The sequence below is a fragment of the Dethiosulfovibrio russensis genome, from assembly GCF_021568855.1.
Classification (GTDB): domain Bacteria; phylum Synergistota; class Synergistia; order Synergistales; family Dethiosulfovibrionaceae; genus Dethiosulfovibrio; species Dethiosulfovibrio russensis.
Genome location: NZ_JAKGUG010000014.1, coordinates 24,157 through 41,891 on the forward strand (window position 1 = coordinate 24,157; position 17,735 = coordinate 41,891).

Annotated in this window: 16 protein-coding genes; 8 read left to right on the plus strand and 8 right to left on the minus strand. The window is 57.1% G+C overall.

Annotation, left to right across the window (positions count from 1 at the left end; translation table 11 throughout):
• Positions 1–90: 90 nt before the first annotated feature.
• The 5 genes from L2W48_RS12075 to L2W48_RS12095 all read left to right on the plus strand — a co-directional run bounded on the left by L2W48_RS12075 (position 91) and on the right by L2W48_RS12095 (position 5,650).
• On the plus strand, positions 91–1,446 hold the full coding sequence (locus L2W48_RS12075) for a sodium:solute symporter family protein (protein WP_236100175.1): 1,356 nt from the start codon (positions 91–93) through the stop codon (positions 1,444–1,446).
• The gene (locus L2W48_RS12080; protein ID WP_236100174.1) at positions 1,443–2,597 is read left to right on the plus strand and encodes an MFS transporter; all 1,155 of its coding nucleotides are present in this window, start codon (positions 1,443–1,445) and stop codon (positions 2,595–2,597) included. Before L2W48_RS12075 ends, L2W48_RS12080 begins: the two co-directional genes overlap by 4 nt.
• A gap of 105 nt (positions 2,598–2,702) precedes the next feature.
• A complete protein-coding gene (locus L2W48_RS12085) occupies positions 2,703–2,921 on the plus strand; it encodes a DUF3311 domain-containing protein (protein WP_236100173.1) in 219 nt (72 codons plus the stop codon).
• A complete protein-coding gene (locus L2W48_RS12090) occupies positions 2,918–4,387 on the plus strand; it encodes a sodium:solute symporter family protein (RefSeq protein ID WP_236100172.1) in 1,470 nt (489 codons plus the stop codon). Before L2W48_RS12085 ends, L2W48_RS12090 begins: the two co-directional genes overlap by 4 nt.
• Positions 4,388–4,462: 75 nt before the next feature.
• Positions 4,463–5,650: a M20 metallopeptidase family protein gene (locus L2W48_RS12095; RefSeq protein ID WP_236100171.1), complete on the plus strand. Its 1,188-nt coding sequence runs from the start codon at positions 4,463–4,465 to the stop codon at positions 5,648–5,650.
• Between the two features lie 62 nt (positions 5,651–5,712).
• On the opposite strand, the gene L2W48_RS12100 is transcribed toward L2W48_RS12095, so the two are convergent.
• The 5 genes from L2W48_RS12100 to L2W48_RS12120 form a co-directional block, all read right to left on the minus strand.
• Positions 5,713–7,428 carry a S8 family serine peptidase gene (locus L2W48_RS12100; RefSeq protein ID WP_236100170.1) on the minus strand — a complete coding sequence of 572 codons (1,716 nt, stop codon included), beginning with the start codon at positions 7,426–7,428 and terminating at the stop codon, positions 5,713–5,715.
• Positions 7,429–7,449: 21 nt separating this feature from the next.
• Positions 7,450–7,857 (minus strand): hypothetical protein, encoded by a 408-nt coding sequence (locus L2W48_RS12105; RefSeq protein WP_236100169.1) that lies wholly within the window; start codon positions 7,855–7,857, stop codon positions 7,450–7,452.
• A gap of 13 nt (positions 7,858–7,870) precedes the next feature.
• Positions 7,871–8,161, minus strand: coding sequence for a protease inhibitor I42 family protein (locus tag L2W48_RS12110; protein ID WP_236100168.1), 291 nt, complete (start codon positions 8,159–8,161; stop codon positions 7,871–7,873).
• Positions 8,162–8,320: 159 nt separating this feature from the next.
• Positions 8,321–8,680: a Synerg-CTERM sorting domain-containing protein gene (locus tag L2W48_RS12115; protein WP_236100167.1), complete on the minus strand. Its 360-nt coding sequence runs from the start codon at positions 8,678–8,680 to the stop codon at positions 8,321–8,323.
• 44 nt (positions 8,681–8,724) lie between these two features.
• On the minus strand, positions 8,725–9,243 hold the full coding sequence (locus tag L2W48_RS12120) for a metal-dependent hydrolase (protein WP_236100166.1): 519 nt from the start codon (positions 9,241–9,243) through the stop codon (positions 8,725–8,727).
• Positions 9,244–9,381: 138 nt separating this feature from the next.
• Here L2W48_RS12120 and L2W48_RS12125 point away from each other — a divergent pair, with 138 nt between their 5' ends.
• From L2W48_RS12125 to L2W48_RS12135, 3 genes are read left to right on the plus strand one after another with little or no spacing between them, the layout of a single operon-like run.
• Positions 9,382–10,755 (plus strand): MATE family efflux transporter, encoded by a 1,374-nt coding sequence (locus tag L2W48_RS12125; RefSeq protein WP_236100165.1) that lies wholly within the window; start codon positions 9,382–9,384, stop codon positions 10,753–10,755.
• On the plus strand, positions 10,752–11,222 hold the full coding sequence (locus L2W48_RS12130; protein WP_236100164.1) for a MarR family winged helix-turn-helix transcriptional regulator: 471 nt from the start codon (positions 10,752–10,754) through the stop codon (positions 11,220–11,222). The genes L2W48_RS12125 and L2W48_RS12130 overlap by 4 nt, the downstream gene beginning before the upstream one ends.
• Positions 11,219–12,355, plus strand: a complete 1,137-nt coding sequence (locus tag L2W48_RS12135; RefSeq protein ID WP_236100163.1) for an aldo/keto reductase — start codon at positions 11,219–11,221, stop codon at positions 12,353–12,355. The genes L2W48_RS12130 and L2W48_RS12135 overlap by 4 nt, the downstream gene beginning before the upstream one ends.
• 58 nt (positions 12,356–12,413) lie before the next feature.
• Here L2W48_RS12135 and L2W48_RS12140 read toward each other — a convergent pair whose 3' ends face one another.
• From L2W48_RS12140 to L2W48_RS12150, 3 genes are all read right to left on the minus strand, one after another.
• Positions 12,414–12,929, minus strand: a complete 516-nt coding sequence (locus L2W48_RS12140) for a hypothetical protein (RefSeq protein WP_236100162.1) — start codon at positions 12,927–12,929, stop codon at positions 12,414–12,416.
• Between the two features lie 71 nt (positions 12,930–13,000).
• Positions 13,001–14,578 carry an efflux transporter outer membrane subunit gene (locus L2W48_RS12145; RefSeq protein WP_236100161.1) on the minus strand — a complete coding sequence of 526 codons (1,578 nt, stop codon included), beginning with the start codon at positions 14,576–14,578 and terminating at the stop codon, positions 13,001–13,003.
• A gap of 6 nt (positions 14,579–14,584) precedes the next feature.
• Positions 14,585–17,734 (minus strand): efflux RND transporter permease subunit, encoded by a 3,150-nt coding sequence (locus tag L2W48_RS12150; RefSeq protein ID WP_236100160.1) that lies wholly within the window; start codon positions 17,732–17,734, stop codon positions 14,585–14,587.
• Between the last annotated feature and the right edge of the window lies 1 nt (position 17,735).

A 17,735-nucleotide genomic window follows, 5' to 3' on the forward strand; every position in this document is an offset into this window, starting at 1 on the left:
AGTATCTATATCCCGAATTATAGAAACCCACCGAGGCATAGTCAACGGGAAGTGCTAAAATTTACGGACTCACTGTTAGGGGGAATAATTTTGTTCTATCTTGGATTGGCGGCCATAGTAACCCTTTTTCTCGCTCTGGGCTTCAATGCCTCCAGAAAGGTCTCCTCGTCGTCGGACTACGCCGTCGCCGGTAGATCCACCGGAGCGATAGGGGTCGGAGGGATAATAATGGGGGCCATGGTAGGAGGGGCCTCCACGGTGGGAACGGTTCAGATGGCCTATTCTCTGGGCCTTTCGGCCTGGTGGTTCACCCTGGGAGCCGGAACGGGGTGTCTGATTCTCGGGCTCTGGTTCGCCGGACCTCTCAGAGGATCGGGGCTGGTCACAGTGCCCGAGTTCCTGGCCGGAAAGTACGGTCGGAAGATGAGCGGTCTGTCCATGGCGGCGTCCTCCGCAGGAACTTTTCTCTCCATAGTGGCCCAGTTCCTGGCCGGAACAGCCCTGTTTCGCTCTCTCCTACCCATATCGGTACCGGCGTCTACGGCCCTGCTGGCGGTGCTCATACTGGGCTTCATATACGCCGGAGGGCTGAAGAGCTACAGCTCGGTGGGCAGCGCCAAGATGGTGGCCCTCTACGTAACGATGGTCCTGGGGGCGATAGCGGCCCTGACGAAGCTGAGCTCTCCTACGGAGATATTCCGGACCCTTCCGGCGACCCCCTGGTTCGACCTCTTCGGCAGAGGCTTCCGGTCCGACGGCAACGCCTTGCTTTCGCTAATAGCCGGGGTCTTCTGCACCCAGATATACATACAGGGAGTCTTCGCAGCGTCCGACGAAAAGACGGCCAGAAAGGGGGCCCTCATGGCGGCCTTCTTCATCCCTCCTGTGGGGCTCATGGGGGTCTCCATCGGACTGGCTATGAGGGCATCGGGAACCGTGGTGGAACCGGCTATGGCTCTGCCCGCCTTCCTGCTGGCCTCATTCCCGGACGCTCTGGCCGGAGTTCTGTGGGGGGCGTTGGTAATAACCGTCGTGGGAGCCGGTGCGGGACTGTCCTTCGGGATAGCCACCAATCTGGTGAGAGACCTGATCATACCCGGAGTCGGTTCGTCCGCGGCAAACAGGGAACTCTCCCTTAGCCGATGGGCGGTGGCCCTGGTGGTATGTGTGGCAGCCGCCACCGGGTGTATGGTTGAGGGCAGCCTGATCCTTCAGTGGAGCTATCTGAGCATGGGCCTGAGAGGGGCCGGAACCTTCGTACCCCTCATGATAGCCATGATATGGCCCGACAGGCTGTCACCACGATGGGCCCTGGCGGCCAACGGCGGAGGGCTGGCGACAATGATAGCCTCTGGGGTCATGCATACCTCCGTGCCTCCCATGGCAAGCGGTCTGGCGGTCAGCGCCGCGGTAGCTCTGTTCGGGATGACGAGGAAAAGGACATGACGGTTTTCTGGAGGTGCTTTCTAGCCGCCTATTTCATACAGGCCATGCTCGCGGCCGGGTTCCTCTTCCCCGTCGTGCTGAGCGCCGAGGGCTATTCGATGACCGCCATAGGATGGGCAATGGCCCTCTTGAACCTGACGGCAATTGCGTCCCGCCCTCTCGGAGGCTGGGCCACGGAGAAAAAGGGGTTCAAGGGGTGTCTGATGCTCTCCGGAGCCCTGTCTCTTATCGCGACAGCCGCTTTATGGCTCATACCGGGACTTCCGGGGGCCCTTACCTTTCGGATCGTCCTCGGCACCGTGGGAGGCATAGCGATGGTGGCGGTCTCCACACTACAGGGCCTGGTGATACCGGAAAAACAGAGGGGCAGGCTTTTCGCCATAATGGGAATAGCCTACGTCATCCCTCAGCTAACGGTTATTCCCGCCGGAGAGTGGCTCCTCGACGGAGGACGGACATGGCTCTACCTCATGCTCCCCATGCTGCTGACCCTCTCCGCCTCGGCGGTAAGCAGAGGACTTCCAGCACCGGAGGATCTGAGAGACGAGCTGGACCGATCCGAGCCCTGGGGAAGCTGGAGAGATTGCCTGAGCACTCCGGGGACCTTGGCGATGATAATAACCTTGACGTCTTTTTCCATGATGAACTCTACGACACTTCAGTATCTTCCTCTGGCGATCAGGGGAAAGGGACTTTCGGCGAGTTTGTTCTTCACCGTAAACGCCGGGACCTGCGTGATTCTACGCTCCTTCGGCACCTCTATCGCCGACAGGGTTCCCCGTCCCGTTCTGGGAACGGTCTGCATAACGATTATGGCCAGCGCTCTGACCGCAGCTTTAAGGGCGTCCTCCCAGACCGGGCTGGCCCTGTGCGCCGTGGCATACGGAATAGGCATGGGATACGGATTTCCCGTGATGATAGCCCTAATTCCCGACGTATACCCTCCCAGGCTCATGCCTAAGGGATCCTCCATGGGCATGCTCGCCATGGACCTGGGCTTCGCCCTCTCCCCTCTGGCCATAGGGGTCATATCGGCATCCTTCGGTCTGGAAAGGGCTATGCTGTCCATGGCCTGGGCCCAATACGCCATAGCCCCTGCCGGGCTGCTTATGTGGAGGGGAGCTCTCGGCAAGAAGGCTATAGATTTGTGAAAACACATTCCATTTAGCTTTTTTAGTAAACGAGGGTTTTCTGTATCCATTCTTTGTGATATATTGCATGGGATCCACAACATAAATCCATACGGAGGTGGTCTCATGCATCTTACTCGCGGAGAGCGTAAAGTAATCTGGTGTTTCGCGCTCATATTATTGGGGTATATTCCCCCAGTCCTGTCGTTGGTCAACAGGGTGGAGCCGGTAATCCTAGGCTTACCGTTTCTTCTGTTTTACTCTTTGGTTATGGTGCTTTTCACCTCGGGCCTGATGGGCTACGCTTACAAGGTCAGGGCCAGAGAGGACGGTGAAGAAGAATGACCGTAGCGGTGTCCATAATTTTCGGTTGGCTCATCATAACGACCATCGTCGGGGTGATAGCCGGCAGAAACCAGGCATTCAGCATGGAGAACTACTTTGTGGGAGGCCGTTCCTTCGGGACTTTCCTCTTCTACACTACAGCAGCCGCCGAGATCTATAGCGCCTTCGCATTTTTAGGCCTGGCCGGATGGTCTTATTCCAAGGGAATGAGCATAGTCTACGCCATGATCTACAGCTCGATAGCCTACGGACTTTATTTCTTCATAGGACCCAGGATCAACCGCCTCGGGTCAAGACTCCACTACGTCAGCCAGCCGGACTACATAGAGGACCGTTACGAGAGCCGCTGGCTAGGCGTTTTCGTCGCCGTCATAGGAGTTATATTCACCATCCCCTACCTCCAGTTGCAGATCATGGGAGCGGGCATGATAGTACAGCTGGCATCGGGCGGAGCCATTTCCTGGAAGATCGCGGTTGTTATAAGCTTCATCGCGGCGGTCATCTTCGTCTACGTCTCGGGGCTCAGGGGCATAGGCTGGACCAACTTCCTACAGGCCATAATAATGCTCTTCGGAATGGTCGGCATAGGCTTCGTTTTCCCCCACCGTTTCTTCGGCGGAACAGCCAAGGTCTGGGAGATCTTACAGGAGATAAAGCCGACCCATCTGAGCCTTCCGGATAGCTCCGGGCTCGGTATCTTCTGGGTTTTCTCCGTCGCCTTCATCTGCGGTCTCGGTTTCTGGATGTGGCCCCACATATTCACCGCGACCTATGCGGCCAAGAGCGAGAAGGTCGTTCGGAAAAACGCCGTAATACTTCCGCTGTATTCTCTGACCATGATCCCCATAATAGTGGTCGGGTTCACCTGCGCAGCCAAGGCTGGCATAGACCCGGCTTTCGCAGAGACGATAACAAAACCGGATCACGCCATGCTTATCGCCCTGGTCAAGAACTTCCCGCCGGTACTGGCCGGTTTCATAGGTGCAGGAGGGCTGGCTGCGTCTATCTCCACGTCGTCGGGTCTTATTCTCACTGCCTCGAACCTGCTGGCCCGTAACGTCATTCAGAAGGGATTCGCCCCGGACATGCCGGACATGAAGGTCGCCAAGCTGGGCCGGGCCTTTGTCCCGGTGCTTACAATACTGGCGGTCCTTCTGGCCATATTCGCACCGTCCATGCTGGTCTCCCTGTTGCTGGTGGGATATTCCGGAGTGACTCAGTTCTTCCCCGCGGTAGTACTAGGCCTGTTCGCCAAGTGGCAGACCAAGACCGGCATAGTTCTTGGGCTTCTTGCGGGACTTGCTACGGTCATAGCCATAAAGTTCATGGGAGTGCCCTCCCCTATGGGGCTTCACGAGGGATTCGTCGGACTAATAGTGAACTTCATCGTTGTTATAGCCGTAAGCACAGTAACCCCCAAACTGTCCACGAAGACCCTGGAAAGGTTCGAAAGCACCCTGAGCTGATCCAATGGTCCGAATTGGGACGATACCAAAGGGCTGGGATCTCCATCCCGGCCCTTTTTTGAAGGAGGAGTAAAAATGCTCGACAACATAAAGAAAAAAGCCAAAGAGATCAAAGGCGACATCGCCGCCTGGAGGCATCACTTTCACAGTCACCCGGAGCTCTCCTATCAGGAGACCGAGACCGCGGCAAGAATAGCCTCCATTCTTAGGGATATGGGCTACGACGACGTAAAGGTCGGCTGTAAGGGCAGAGATATCTGCGTGGTCGCCGACCTCGACACGGGAAGACCGGGAAGGTGCATAGCCCTCAGGGCCGACATCGACGCACTGGCGGTTCAGGAAGAAAGGGACGTCCCCTACCGTTCGAAAAACGACGGAGTGATGCACGCCTGCGGACACGACGCCCACGCCTCGATGCTTCTGGGGGCGGCGAAGATATTGAAAGACATCGAGCCGGAGCTGAAAGGCAAGGTACGGCTTATCTTCCAGCACGCCGAGGAACGGGGCGGAGGCGCTAGGGAGCTGGTGGAGGAAGGAGTTCTGGACGGCGTGGACGCCGTTTTCGGCCAGCATATATGGTCCCCCGTTCCAAGCGGATCCATAAGCTACTGTTACGGTCCCACCATGGCCTCGGCCGATCAGTTCGAGCTCAGAATTCAGGGCAAGGGAGGGCACGGATCGATGCCTCACCTATCGATAGACCCGGTGGTGGCGGCCTGTTCGGTAGTGTCAGCCTGGCAGACCATAGTGAGCAGAGAGGTGGACCCTCTGGACGCGGCGGTTATCTCCGTAGGCGAGATAAAAAGCGGCAGCGTTTTCAACGCCATTCCCGACTCGGCCACGATAAAGGGAACCACCCGCACCTTCGACCCTGCCGTGAGGGAGTTGCTGGCAAAGAGGATGGAGGAGACAGCTGTGGCCATATGCTCCGGCCTGAGGTGCCAAGCCGAGTTCGAATATAAATTCATGCTTCCCCCGACGATAACGGACCCGGAATTCACCCGTTTCGCCGTCGAGGTGGCAAAGAAGGTTCTGGGAGAGGACAAGGTCGTAGAGGCCAGGCCCACCATGGGAGCCGAGGACTTCAGCTACTACCTTCAGGAACGGCCGGGAACCTTCATGTTCCTGGGAACCGGAAACGAGGATAAGGACATGACCTATCCTCAACATCATCCGAAATACTGCGTCGACGACGATGTCCTGGACCTGGGAGCGGCCATGTCGGCATCCATAGCCTGGTCCTATCTGAAAGAAGGAGAATAGAAAACTCGGAGGGGAGCCGGCTTGAGAACCGGTTCCCCTCCGAGTTTTCGGATAGAGACGGCCTATCGCCTGAACTTGAACAGCATCAGAGGCAGGACCAACATAGCAGCAGCAGGGGCGAAACCGACGGCACATCCTCCGCCTATTCCTTCATCGAAGAAGGAAGATGTGACCGACACCGTCGCGCTGTCCGATACGGAGCTGCCGTCGTTGCTTTTGGCGTAGATAGTTGCTGTACCGGCCTTTACGGCGGTAACCACTCCTTTTCCGGAAACAGTGGCCACGTTCGGGTCGTTTGACGACCAGGCAACCATGCTGTTTGTGGCGTTTGAAGGCCCTACGGTTACGGACAGAGTGACCGACCCGCCCTCTTTGAGACTCAGGGACTTCTGAGCGCTAGGGATGACGACGGATGCGACGGGAACGACTGCCTTGGCTCCCCTCAGGACGTCGAGAAGGTTGAGGTTACCTCCGGTAGAGACCTTGCCGGATACCTTCGAATTGGCCGTCACGTTGGCCAGTATCCGTGATTTTATCTCCCCGGCGGAAAGGCCCGGGGCGTGGGCGGCTAAAAGGGCAGCGGCGCCCGCCACGTGAGGGGTCGCCATGGAGGTTCCTCCGTAGACATCGTAGCTGTTTCCGGGAACGGTGCTCCAGATCTTCACCCCGGGAGCGGCCAGATGGACGAAGTTCGGGCTGTAGTTGGAAAAGTCGGCCTTGACGTCGTCGCTCGCTATGGCAGCGACGGTGATCATGTTATCGAACTGGAAGCAGGCCGGATAGGGCCTCTGTCCCCTCAGGTCGATCCAGTCACCGTCTCTATTCTCGAAACCGTTGGGAGAATCTATGTCCTGATATTCGTTGCCCGCCGCCACCACCAGGACTATACCGGCATCGGAGACGGCCTTATACGACAGAGCATAGGCGTTTGAATCGGGGTTATATATAGGGAACCCCCAACCGCCCAGGGACATGTTGGCGACCTTTATGTTCAACCCTCTGTTTTTCTGAGCCACGACGTAGTCGAGCCCCGCCAGTATCTGATCGCCGGTCCCCTCTCCACCTTCGTTGAGGACCCTGACGGGCAGGAGGGTGACCGCCCAGTTTACCCCTACCACGCCTATATCGTTGCTTCCCACCGCCCCGATCGTGCCTGCCACATGAGATCCATGTCCGTTGCCGTCCATGGGGAAATAATCGCCATCGATCGCATCGTAGCCCCATCTACCATCCAGGTCTTTGCCGATGTTTTCCGCAAGATCCACGTGGTTGTAGTCCACCCCGGTGTCTATCACCGCCACCACGACGCTTTTATCGCCGGAGCAGATATCCCAGGCCTCAGGAGCTTTTATATGGTCCATCCCCCAAAGATCACCGCTCGTATAGTAAGGGTCCGATGGAATAGCGGACGCTCTCACTATATAGTTTGGAGAGGCATCCAACACTTCAGGCAGCTCTCTAAGCTTGGCCAGAAGTTCCTCGGTGGTCTTTCCCGCCGCCTTTACGTGAATCACGTTCTTCCCCGCCTCCGCGGCTATTGAGGAGAAAACCTTTGCCGACTCGGCGCCGACGGCGGATTTCAACGACTCGGCCTGAGAGAAAAGCTTGGTTTTGAAGGCGGACGAATGGGATGCGGAGGTTCCGACAGTCCCCTTCAACACCACCAGGGCCTCTCCCTCGACGTAGTTTCTCCCCGAAAGGGAGGCACAGGCAAGAGAGGAAATGCCGATAGAAAGAGAGATGGCTAAGAACAGATAAAAAAGCGTTTTTTTAAACAAAACGAACACCGACCTTTCTAATCAGATACCTTTTTTGGACGTCCCCACGGGAGTCGATATCATTTTCTGAACCTCGTTAGGAGAGACCGCCTCTATAAACGGATCGGATCTCATATCCTCCAGGAGCTCTGTCTCGAACTTTCCGTCAATGGCAGCCCTGTCGCTTATCACGAAGAACATTCCCTTTCCGCTGGAGCGGGAGATGGCACTGAAGCTGTTTTTCACCTCCACCCCGTATCTCACGGACAGATACTCGGCCTGAAAATCCAACATTACCGAAACCGCCACGTCCCTATCGCTTCCGTCGAAGTCCATGACGGCCTCTCTGGCCTTGAAGAGAACCATGTACTCCCCCGGGACCACCTCGGAAGCGAAAGCAGAACCGATACCCAGACAGATAAGACACAGCGCACAGGCTAAAATTCTCAAAACCACCCCTCCTCTAGAACCGTTTTTCAGATACTGTAACTAATATTGCCACCCGTTCCGGCGCTCTATCGACCTCCCATGAACGGGAGTAATCCAGGAGAATCACCGATCTCCCCTCTTCCAAGGCCCGGAACAGCCAGATCTCATGGCCGGGGGCTCCCGTCATGGGACGGCCGCAGACATCCCTGACCACCCCGGACAAGCTTACGTGAGAACGAGCCCATAGAGACTGCGGGAAGGCCAGGAAAAGACAGCCCAGGAACAGAACCACGAAGGCAAAAAGCCACTCCGATCTGAATCTCAATATACCTCCTCCTTTCAGCGTACAGCTTTACACCATAATACATCAAAACTTATCTGAAAAGAGTACTGCCGGACGATAAAAGCAAAAGCCCGTCGATCATGCTGATCGACGGGCTTTTGCTTTTCACCGGTGTGAAGCTACCGGCATAAAAATCCTATCTCACCTCAAAAACGACAGTAAAGGAAGGCCCAGTAGAAACCATGCGGGAGCATATCCCACGGAACAGCCTCCGCCGGAAGATCCACCGGAGGCTCCACCTTCGTTAACCGACGTCACCACATCCTGGATATCCCCCACAGTAGGGGACGAAAGTCCATCTATACGGCTCTTGTATTCGTTCCACTTCGAGGGATCCAGGTTGGATATTCCCAGATTCACAAGATCCTGATAGACATAGCTACCTCCGGAGATCCTGGTTAAAGTCTCGTTCACCATGGCCGCTTCGGTCTGTATGTCGAACTCGGAACCTCCGAGGTCCTCGGAAATGCAGCCGTTGGATTTCCAAAAAAACGCCGACACTCGAGACCTCCTCACACACAATCACTCCTTTTCCTTACGTTAACTCATCTCGCCACGCCTCCGGCGGCATCGACGTATCGCAACACAACCGCCGCAGCAAGAGCCGCACGGGCCATCACCCGCTCCGCCAAGCCACCTGTCTTGAAAATCTGTAGAAAAAGCCTCTGTCTTTTCCAGGGAACGAGAAGAGGCATAGGGCCGAAAAAAGCGTCCTCCGCTAGATGGAGAAGACAGCCGACCAACCACCAGAAGAGAAAAAAAGCGGTCGTAGCTGTTATCGACTTGGGCCCTACCGGAACGTAAAGATCGCCTCCGATTCTCTCGATCAAGCCGGGAAAGGGATTGGCCTCCAGGTATTTTCCGGTGAGCCAAGCCAGGGCCAGATAGGGAGGAAACCAATGACTCCACTTACGATGATACTTCATCCATCTCCTGCCACAAACTATCCTCTCGATCGAATCGGGAAAAATCGCTCCGGCCGATGCCACCGACGCCGGGAGAACCCTTCCGGTGGCGCCGTAGACGAGGGCAAAGGACATTATGGCGTGGCTGGCTCCCAGCATGGGGACACCTCCCTTCTAAGTTAATGTATCAAAAAAGTATACCATGATCGACCTTCCATGTCGCCTTGACTAATATCCTAGGCCCTACTATAGTTGCTTAAGCAACCTTTGTCCTCCTACAGGGAAGGGGAGAGTTAGATGGCAAAAGTTCCTAAGGGGAAAAAGGCGGAAATGATGGGAACCTATCCGGTCGGAGCGATGCTCTGGAAACTGTCTCTTCCTACTATAACGGGGATGGTCGTCCAGGCATCGTACAACATGGTGGACGCGGCCTTCATAGGAAAAGGAGTAGGGACCCTGGCCCTCGGAGGAACCACCATATGCCTTCCATTTCAGATGTTGATGGGCGCCATGGGGGGAGCTATAGGCATGGGAGGAGCGTCTCTGGTCTCCAGGGCTCTGGGACGACGTGACAGGGAGCTTGCCTCCCGAGCTCTGGGAAACGTGGTGGCCTTGGCCCTTATCCTAGGCATAGCAGCTACCCTGCTGGGCAAGGCATCCGCCGAGGGCATGGTGACCCTGTTCGGAGCCAGCGAGGAGATCAAGCCCTATGCCTTGGAATACCTGGGGATAATACTTCTGGGCTGTCCCTTGACCCTGCTGGCTATGTCGTCCAACGCGGTGGTCCGGTCCGAGGGGAACGCCAACGTAGCCATGTTATCCATGGTCATATCCGGTCTGACCAACGTTTTTCTGGACTGGCTGTTCATCTTCCACTTCCATATGGGGGTAGCCGGAGCCGCATGGGGAACGCTACTTTCCAAACTCTTGGTGGTGATATGGCTGATCTCCCACTTCACCGTCTCCCCTCACAAGGTGATAAAACTCTCTCCGAGGAGATTGAGAGTCGACAGGGATATAGTCTCCGAGATTTCCTCCATAGGGATCTCGGCTTTCGTCAGGATGGCCGGAACCAGTCTGGTCATGGCGTCGGTCAACAACGCCATGGGAATATACGGCGGCCCCTACTACGTCGCGGCCTACGGTGTGACCAACAGGGTCATGTCCATAGTCTACATGGCGGTCAACGGGGTCGCCCTGGGAATGCAGCCTCTGGCGGGATACAACTACGGTGCGGGGCTGTTCGACCGGGTACGGTCCTCCATAAAGCTGTCCATCATATGGGGAACCGGAGGTTGCGTGTTCTTCTTTCTGCTGCTCTTCTTCCTGCCCGAGAGGGTGTTCTCCCTTTTCACCAACGACCCCGATCTCATAGCCGCCGGGGTAGCCTCTCTGCCTACCATAGTGGCAGGCACGAGCCTCGTGGCGATACACAGGATAGGGGCCACAGCATTTCAGGCTCTGGGCAAGGGGAAACCGGCCTTCTGGCTTTCCATGACCAGACACGTACTGGTTTTTCTGCCCCTTTTGGCGACCCTTCCTCGGTTCATGGGACTGACCGGAGTGCTTCTGTCCTTTCCCCTGGCCGACGCTATAGCGGCTGGCATAACCCTGCTCCCTCTGAGCAAGGAGATGGGGCAGCTTAAAAAGGAGGCTCTGTCTACCTCATGAAGAACCCTATGGGACGGTGGATCTCCATAATCCACAGGCTCTCCCATTCCTACATGTCGACGGCCATATCGCCGGAGGAAATAGGCTGCGGCGAGTTCGGGGCGCTGTTCTGCCTGAACTCGATGGACCAAGACCTCCCCTCTCAGGAGGAACTGCGGGAGAAACTGGAGATGGACAAGGGAGCACTGGCCAGGACTCTGGCCGGGATGGAGGACAAGGGACTGATAACCAGAGAGAGGGATCGATCGGATCGAAGGATACTCCGTCTGGGGCTGACCTCCAAGGGTAAGTCTCTGGTGGAAAAGAAGATCTCCGCCATGGATCGGTGGAACGAGGCCATATCGGAGGGAATAGACGAAGGGGATCTGGAGACGACGGCGAGGACCATGGAGAGAATGGCCAAAAACGCCGTGGCTTTCAGGGAAAGAGGATGGAAGAAAAAGACGGAAGGGGAGATTTCCGAATGAAATACCGTAAGATGCCAAAAACAGGCGACGAACTGTCCGCTCTGGGATTCGGCTGTATGAGGCTCCCTATGGGAGAAGACGGGAAAGTGGACACCGACGAGGCGGTCAAAGTTATCCGACGGGGAATCGACGGCGGGATAAATTACGTGGATACCGCCTGGCCCTATCACGACGGCGACGGAGAGCTGTATCTGGCCAAAGCGCTGAAAGACGGCTACAGGGAGAAGGTCTTCCTGGCCACCAAGCTCCCGGTCTGGCTGGCGGAGAAGCCTGAGGACATGGACGACTTTCTGGACCGCCAGCTGGAGAGGCTGGAGACGGACCATATAGACTACTACCTTGTCCACGCCCTGAACGAGGCGAGGTGGAGACACGCCGAATCGCTTAAGGTAGGGGGATTTCTGGACCGAGCCAAAAGAGCGGGCAAGATCAAGAACGCCGGTTTCTCATTCCACGACGGCCCGGACCTGTTCGACGCCATACTGAACGCCTACGACTGGGACTTCTGCCAGATACAGTACAACTTCATAGACCGCAACTACCAGGCGGGAAAAAAAGGGCTTAAGGCCGCCGCGGAAAAGGGGCTCGGGGTGATAGTTATGGAACCCCTCAGAGGAGGGGCCCTGGTCAGGACAGTACCGGAAGACGTGGATAAGATATGGCGGGAGAACGCCCCCGGCAGATCTCCCGCCCAGTGGGGACTTCGGTGGCTGTGGGATCAACCGGAGGTATCGGTGGTGCTAAGCGGGATGAGCTCCATGGAGCAGGTCGAGGACAACCTCGAGGCCGCCGAACAGGGCTACCCCGAAAACCTCACCGAGACGGAGAGGGCCGCGGTGGACAAAGCGGCTCGGATATATATGGACCGCATGGCAGTGGACTGCACCGGATGCCGCTACTGCATGCCCTGCCCCGCCGGGGTGAAGATCCCCGAATGCTTCGCCCAATACAACAAGGTAACCATGCTGGACGACCTGGCGGGAGCGAAACAGTTCTACGGCGTGTTCACCAAGGACGGAGGCAAGGCATCCCAGTGCGTGGAGTGCGGAAAGTGCGAGACCGCCTGCCCTCAGAACATCCAGATACGAAAGGGCCTCAAGGAGGTGGCCCGGCTTCTGGAAAAGGAAAACTAGAGCGATAGGAGATCGAATAGGCCGTATCGGTTCGAACCGATACGGCCTATTCGCTTTTTCATCTCTTGTCGAATCCCCTGGGGGGAGTTCCCATGTTCTCCGGGGAGAACCAGTCGGGAAGGTCGATCGGGGTCATCACAGGATCGGGAACCACCGACTGTCTGAAACATTTTCCATCCAGATCGGCGAACCACCGGACACCCTTAGCCCTGGGACCGGGGGGGTAGAACTCTCTATAGCCTTTTTTATCGACCAGCGCCCATCTTCCCCACGACATGGAATCGCCTCCGGGTTTGCCGGGCGCCTCTCCTATCCCGTCGGCGGAGAACCAGTCGGGCCTGGGGATGGCCTCCAAAGACGCGTCGGGGACCACCGCAGTGAGGAAACAGTTTTTCTCGGGATCGGAGAAAAAACGCACCCCCTTAACCGGCACGGGAGAGAAGAACTCCCTATAGCTATCGCCATCCAGAAAGACCCAGTTTCCCCACGACATAGAGGGAGACTCGACCGCCTCCGACCGGACCACCAAGGCACAAAGGACCAAAGCCGCGCATATCGTCCAGATATTTCTCACTCTATCACCTCCATCTCAACCACTATAGCACAGGACCGGAGCTTGTTAACCGCTCCGGTCCCGGCCTGGCTCTAATCGGAGCCCTCGAGCTCCTTTCTTATATCGTCCAGATAGGCCTGGCTCTCGTCGCTCAACTCTATGCCCTTCGGCTCGTCCTTATTCAGAGCCCGAGTCTGCACCGGGCCGTACTCCGACATGGGAGCCCAGCCTCCTCCGAGGGCCTTGAAGATCCTCACCAGGTTCGACAGCATCTCGCCTTCGCTGACGGCCAGCTGTTCCTCCAGATCCAGCAACGCCCTCTGAGCTATTATGACGTTGTTGAAGTCGGTTAGGCCGTTCACGTACTGGTCCTCCGCCACTGCCATGGCGGAGGCGGCGGACTTGACTCCTCTGCCCAGGGACTCGTTTCTGAGCCTCTCCTGGGTCTCGGCGGTGAGGGCGTTTCGCACCTCGGCCACAGCGTTCAATACGGTCTGCTCGTAGTTTGCCAGGGCCTGTCTCTGTTTCTCGGTCTGCACCTTTATGTTCTTCCTGATAGCACCACCGTGGAAGATAGGCCAGGATATCTTGGGGCCTATGGAATACACCCCTCCGTCCGACACGGAAAGCCCTCCGGCGGAGCTGTAGGACTCCAGTCCTATGGAGCCGAACAGGCTGAACTTCGGCAGGAAGTCCTTCTTGGAAGCGTCCTTTCTGGCTATCTGTGCGGCCAGCTGTCTCTCCGCCATGTAGATATCCGGACGCTGACGGACAAAATCGGCGGGAATTCCAACGAGATCTATCTTCTCGGGATCGGGGAGTTTTTCGTAGTCGAAAAGCTCCTCCGCCAGACTCCCGGGGACCTGGCCAACTAATATGGCCAGCCTGTTCATGGCCTCCTCTATCCCGGTCTTTATGGGAGGGATGGACGACCGGGTCTGCTCCATGGTGTACTTGGCCTGGTTCAGAGCCAGCTCGTCGGCCAATCCCGAATCGTACTGCGACTGCAGCAGCTCCAATGTGGCGTTCTGAAGCCCCAGGTTTTTCTCCGCCACCATGAGTCTTTTCTGAAGGGTCCTCAAGGATATGTAGTTGAGGGCCACCTCGGAGGAAAGACTCACCCATGCGTTGTGCAGAGCCCCGTATCTGGCCTGAAGGTCCGCGGCGCTGGCCTTTATCTTAAGGGCCTGACCGCCGAAGAGATCTATCTCCCATGACGCGTCGATACCCAGTTTGTAGAGGTCTATGGGCCCTACCTGAGATCCGGTCAAGCTGGCGTTCTCTCCGGTCTTCATGTTGGTGAAGGATCCGGCGCTGTCCAGCCAGGGCAGAAGGGCGGCCTTGCTTATTCCCAGAGCGGCTCTCGCCTCGGCGAAGCTGGAACGTGCCGAGACCATGTCCCTGTTGTTCTCCAGAGAGGCCAATATGAGCCTCGTCAGGGTCTCGTCGCCGAGGGAGTTCCACCAATTCGCCAACACCTCCGGAGTCGGAGCGTCCGGGACGTCCAAAGCGGCGAAATAGGGCATGGGATACCGTTTCGCCATCTTCCTCCAGTTCCCGAGCTCCAGTTCCATGTCCTTAGACGCAGGATCCTCCGCGGCGGAGACGATGACCGGCATCACCGCGGTCAGAACCACGAAAGTCGCTAAAACGGCGATAAATTTTCTCAAAAGCGATTACCCCTTTCCATCTGTCTTTTGTCCGTGGCCAATCACCACTCGACCTATGGCGCCCTTTATCCTCTCCCTGTAGGTCTGAAGGAACACGTAGAGACCGGGGATCAGGAATATTCCGAAGGTCGTGGCTATGCTCATTCCGAAGAACATGGTCGTGCCGACGTGAAGACGGCTGCCGGCCCCGGCTCCTGTGGCGAAAAGCATGGGCAGAATTCCTATAACGCAGGTAAAGGCGGTCATCATGACCGATCTAAACCGCTCGGACGCCGCAATACCCGCCGCATCTATCACGGAGAGTCCCTTCTCGTCGTGCTGTTCCTTGGCGAACTCCACTATGAGTATGGCGTTCTTGGCCGACAGCCCCACAAGCAACAGTATGCCCAGCTGAGCGTATATGCTGAGAGACAGCTTCATAACGAAGATACCGACCAACGCCCCGAGCAGAGCCACCGGTAGAGAGAGGATGACTCCCAGAGGGACGGACCAGCTCTCGTACTGGGCCACCAGGAACAGATACCCGAACAATACCGCTATCGCTATTATCATGACCGTCTGACCGCTGGACTCCCTCTCCTGGTAGGTCATGCCGGAGTAGTCCACCTTATAGCCCTCGGGGAGCTCCGAGGCCAACCTCTCGACCACCTCTATGCCGTGTCCAGACGAAAAGCCCGGGGCCATGAAGGCCATCACAGAGGCCGTCGGAAACAAATTGTAACGGCTTACGGCCCTTGGGGCCAGGGTCTTATGGAGCTTCATGAAACTGTCCACCGGAACCCTTTCTCCCACCCTGTTGTTCACGAAGATATTGCCCACGTTGGACCTCTCGTTCCTGTAAGGCCAGTCGGACTGCAATATAACCTTGTTCACCGTCGTGCCTATGTTTATGTCGTTGACATAGGCCGTTCCGAAATAGGTCTGAAGGGTGCTGAAAGCATTGTCCAACGGCACCCCGAGCATCTCGGCCTTCTCCCTATCTATGTCCAGAAACAGGTGGGGAGTGTCGGCTGTGTAGGTACTGAAACCATACATGAACTCAGGAGCCCTGTTCAGCTTCATCAGAAATTCGCCGGTCACCCGGGCAAGTCTCTGAGGATCGTTGTCCACCGTGGACTGTAATCTGACGTCCAGTCCTCCGGACATCCCCAGACCCTGTATGGCCGGAGGGGTGAAGACGTTGACCCTGGCCTCGGGGATCGAGGCGGCTATTGCCTTCACGTTTCCCACGATGGCGTTCAACCCCGTCTCAGCGGTTTTTCTCTCGGACCAGGTATCCAGGTTTATTATCAAAGACGCAACGTTCTCTCCCGAGTCTCCCAGCAGGCTGTATCCCACTATGTTCATGACGAACTTGACCCCCGGGATCCTCTCCAACTGGGGCACCAGTTTTTCCATGACCGCCTCGGTCCTCTCCTGGGTGGCTCCCTCGGGAAGCTGGACCACCGCGAAGGCCGCTCCCTGGTCTTCGTCCGGAACGAAGGCTGTGGGAGTTATTCTCATGATCCCTACCGCCACTGCCATGACCAATGCCAGCAGTCCCAACGAAACAAGAGTCCTTCTGGCTATCCACAGAGACCCGGCCACGTAACCCCGGGAGGCCTTGGAGACCAGCCGGTTGAACCAGGCTAGAGGTCCTCTGGTCTTGGGCTTTATGCCGTGAAGCATATGGGCGCACATGGCCGGGCTCAAGGTCAGAGCCACCACCAGGGAGAACACGACCGAGAAGGACACCGTGACCGCGAACTGACGGTAGATCTCTCCTGTCATTCCCCCCATGAAGGCCACCGGAACGAATATGGCCAAAAAGACCAGAGTGGTCGCCGTCATGGGCCCTGTGACGTCCTTCATGGCCTGAACGGTGGCCTCCACGGAGCCCACCCCGTCTCTTTCCATAACGTAGAGGACCCTTTCGACCACGATTATGGCGTCGTCCACGACGGTTCCTATGACCAGGACGAAGGCGAACAAGGTCAGTATGTTTATGCTGAAACCCAACGTTATCAACCCTATGAAGGTCGCCAGAAGCGATATGGGAATCGCCATGACCGGCACCAGGGTGACCCTCCAGTCCTGAAGGAACACATAACACACCAAGACCACCAGGGAGAAGGTCAGCACCAGGGTAAACAGGATCTCGTGGATAGTCTCCTTGACGTACTCGGTGGAGTCGTATCCTATGACGAACTCCATGTCAGACGGCAAGGTCTTGGAAAGATCCTCCAGGGCCTTCTCCGTGGCCCTCATGGCGTCCAGGGCGTTGGAATCGGACGCCTGGGACAGCAGCATCATGGCCGCAGGGGCTCCGTTCAGCCCGGCGTGGAAGGTGTAGTCCTCCGAGCCCAGCTCTATCCTGGCCACATCCTTCAGCTTGACCAGAGCACCGCCCTCGGTGGTCCTTATGACGACGTTCTCGAAGTCTCTCACGTTACCGAGACGCCCCTTGGTGGTCAAGGTGTAGACCAGAGAGTTGCTTCCGTCTCCGGGAGCCGCTCCTATGGACCCCAGAGAGGCCTGACGGTTCTGGCTGGAGATGGCTCCGGCCACGTCGGAGGTGCTGAGCCCCATAGAGGCCAGCCTGTCCGGATCCAGCCACACCCTTATGCTGTACTTGGCTCCCATTACCTGGACGTCCCCGAGCCCCGGAACCCTTTTGAGGGCGTTGCTGACGTTGTTCTGGGCGTAGTCCGTCATGAAGGTGGCGTCTCTAGTCCCGTTCGGAGAGATGAGAGCAACGAAGCCCAACACGTCGGAAAACCTGGACTCGGTGGTTATACCTCGGGCCGTGACCTCGCCGGGCAACTGAGGCTCGGCCTGCTGGACCCTGTTTTGCACCTTGACCAGAGCCATGTCCGTGTCGGTTCCGGTCTTGAAGGTTATGGTCAGAGAATAACGCCCGGTGTTGCTGGAGGTGGAGTTCATGTAGATCATGTCGTCCACGCCGTTTATGGCCTCCTCCAGAGGAACCCCGACGGTGTTGGCCAGGGTCTCTGCGTCGGCGCCGGGATAGGTGGCCTCGACGCTTATCTGGGGAGGAGCTATGTCGGGATACTGCTTGACCGGCAGGTTAAGAGCCGCGATGCCTCCGGCCAGGGCCAGTACCACCGCTATGACCATGGCGAAACGGGGACGTTCTATGAAAAACTTTGAGAACATG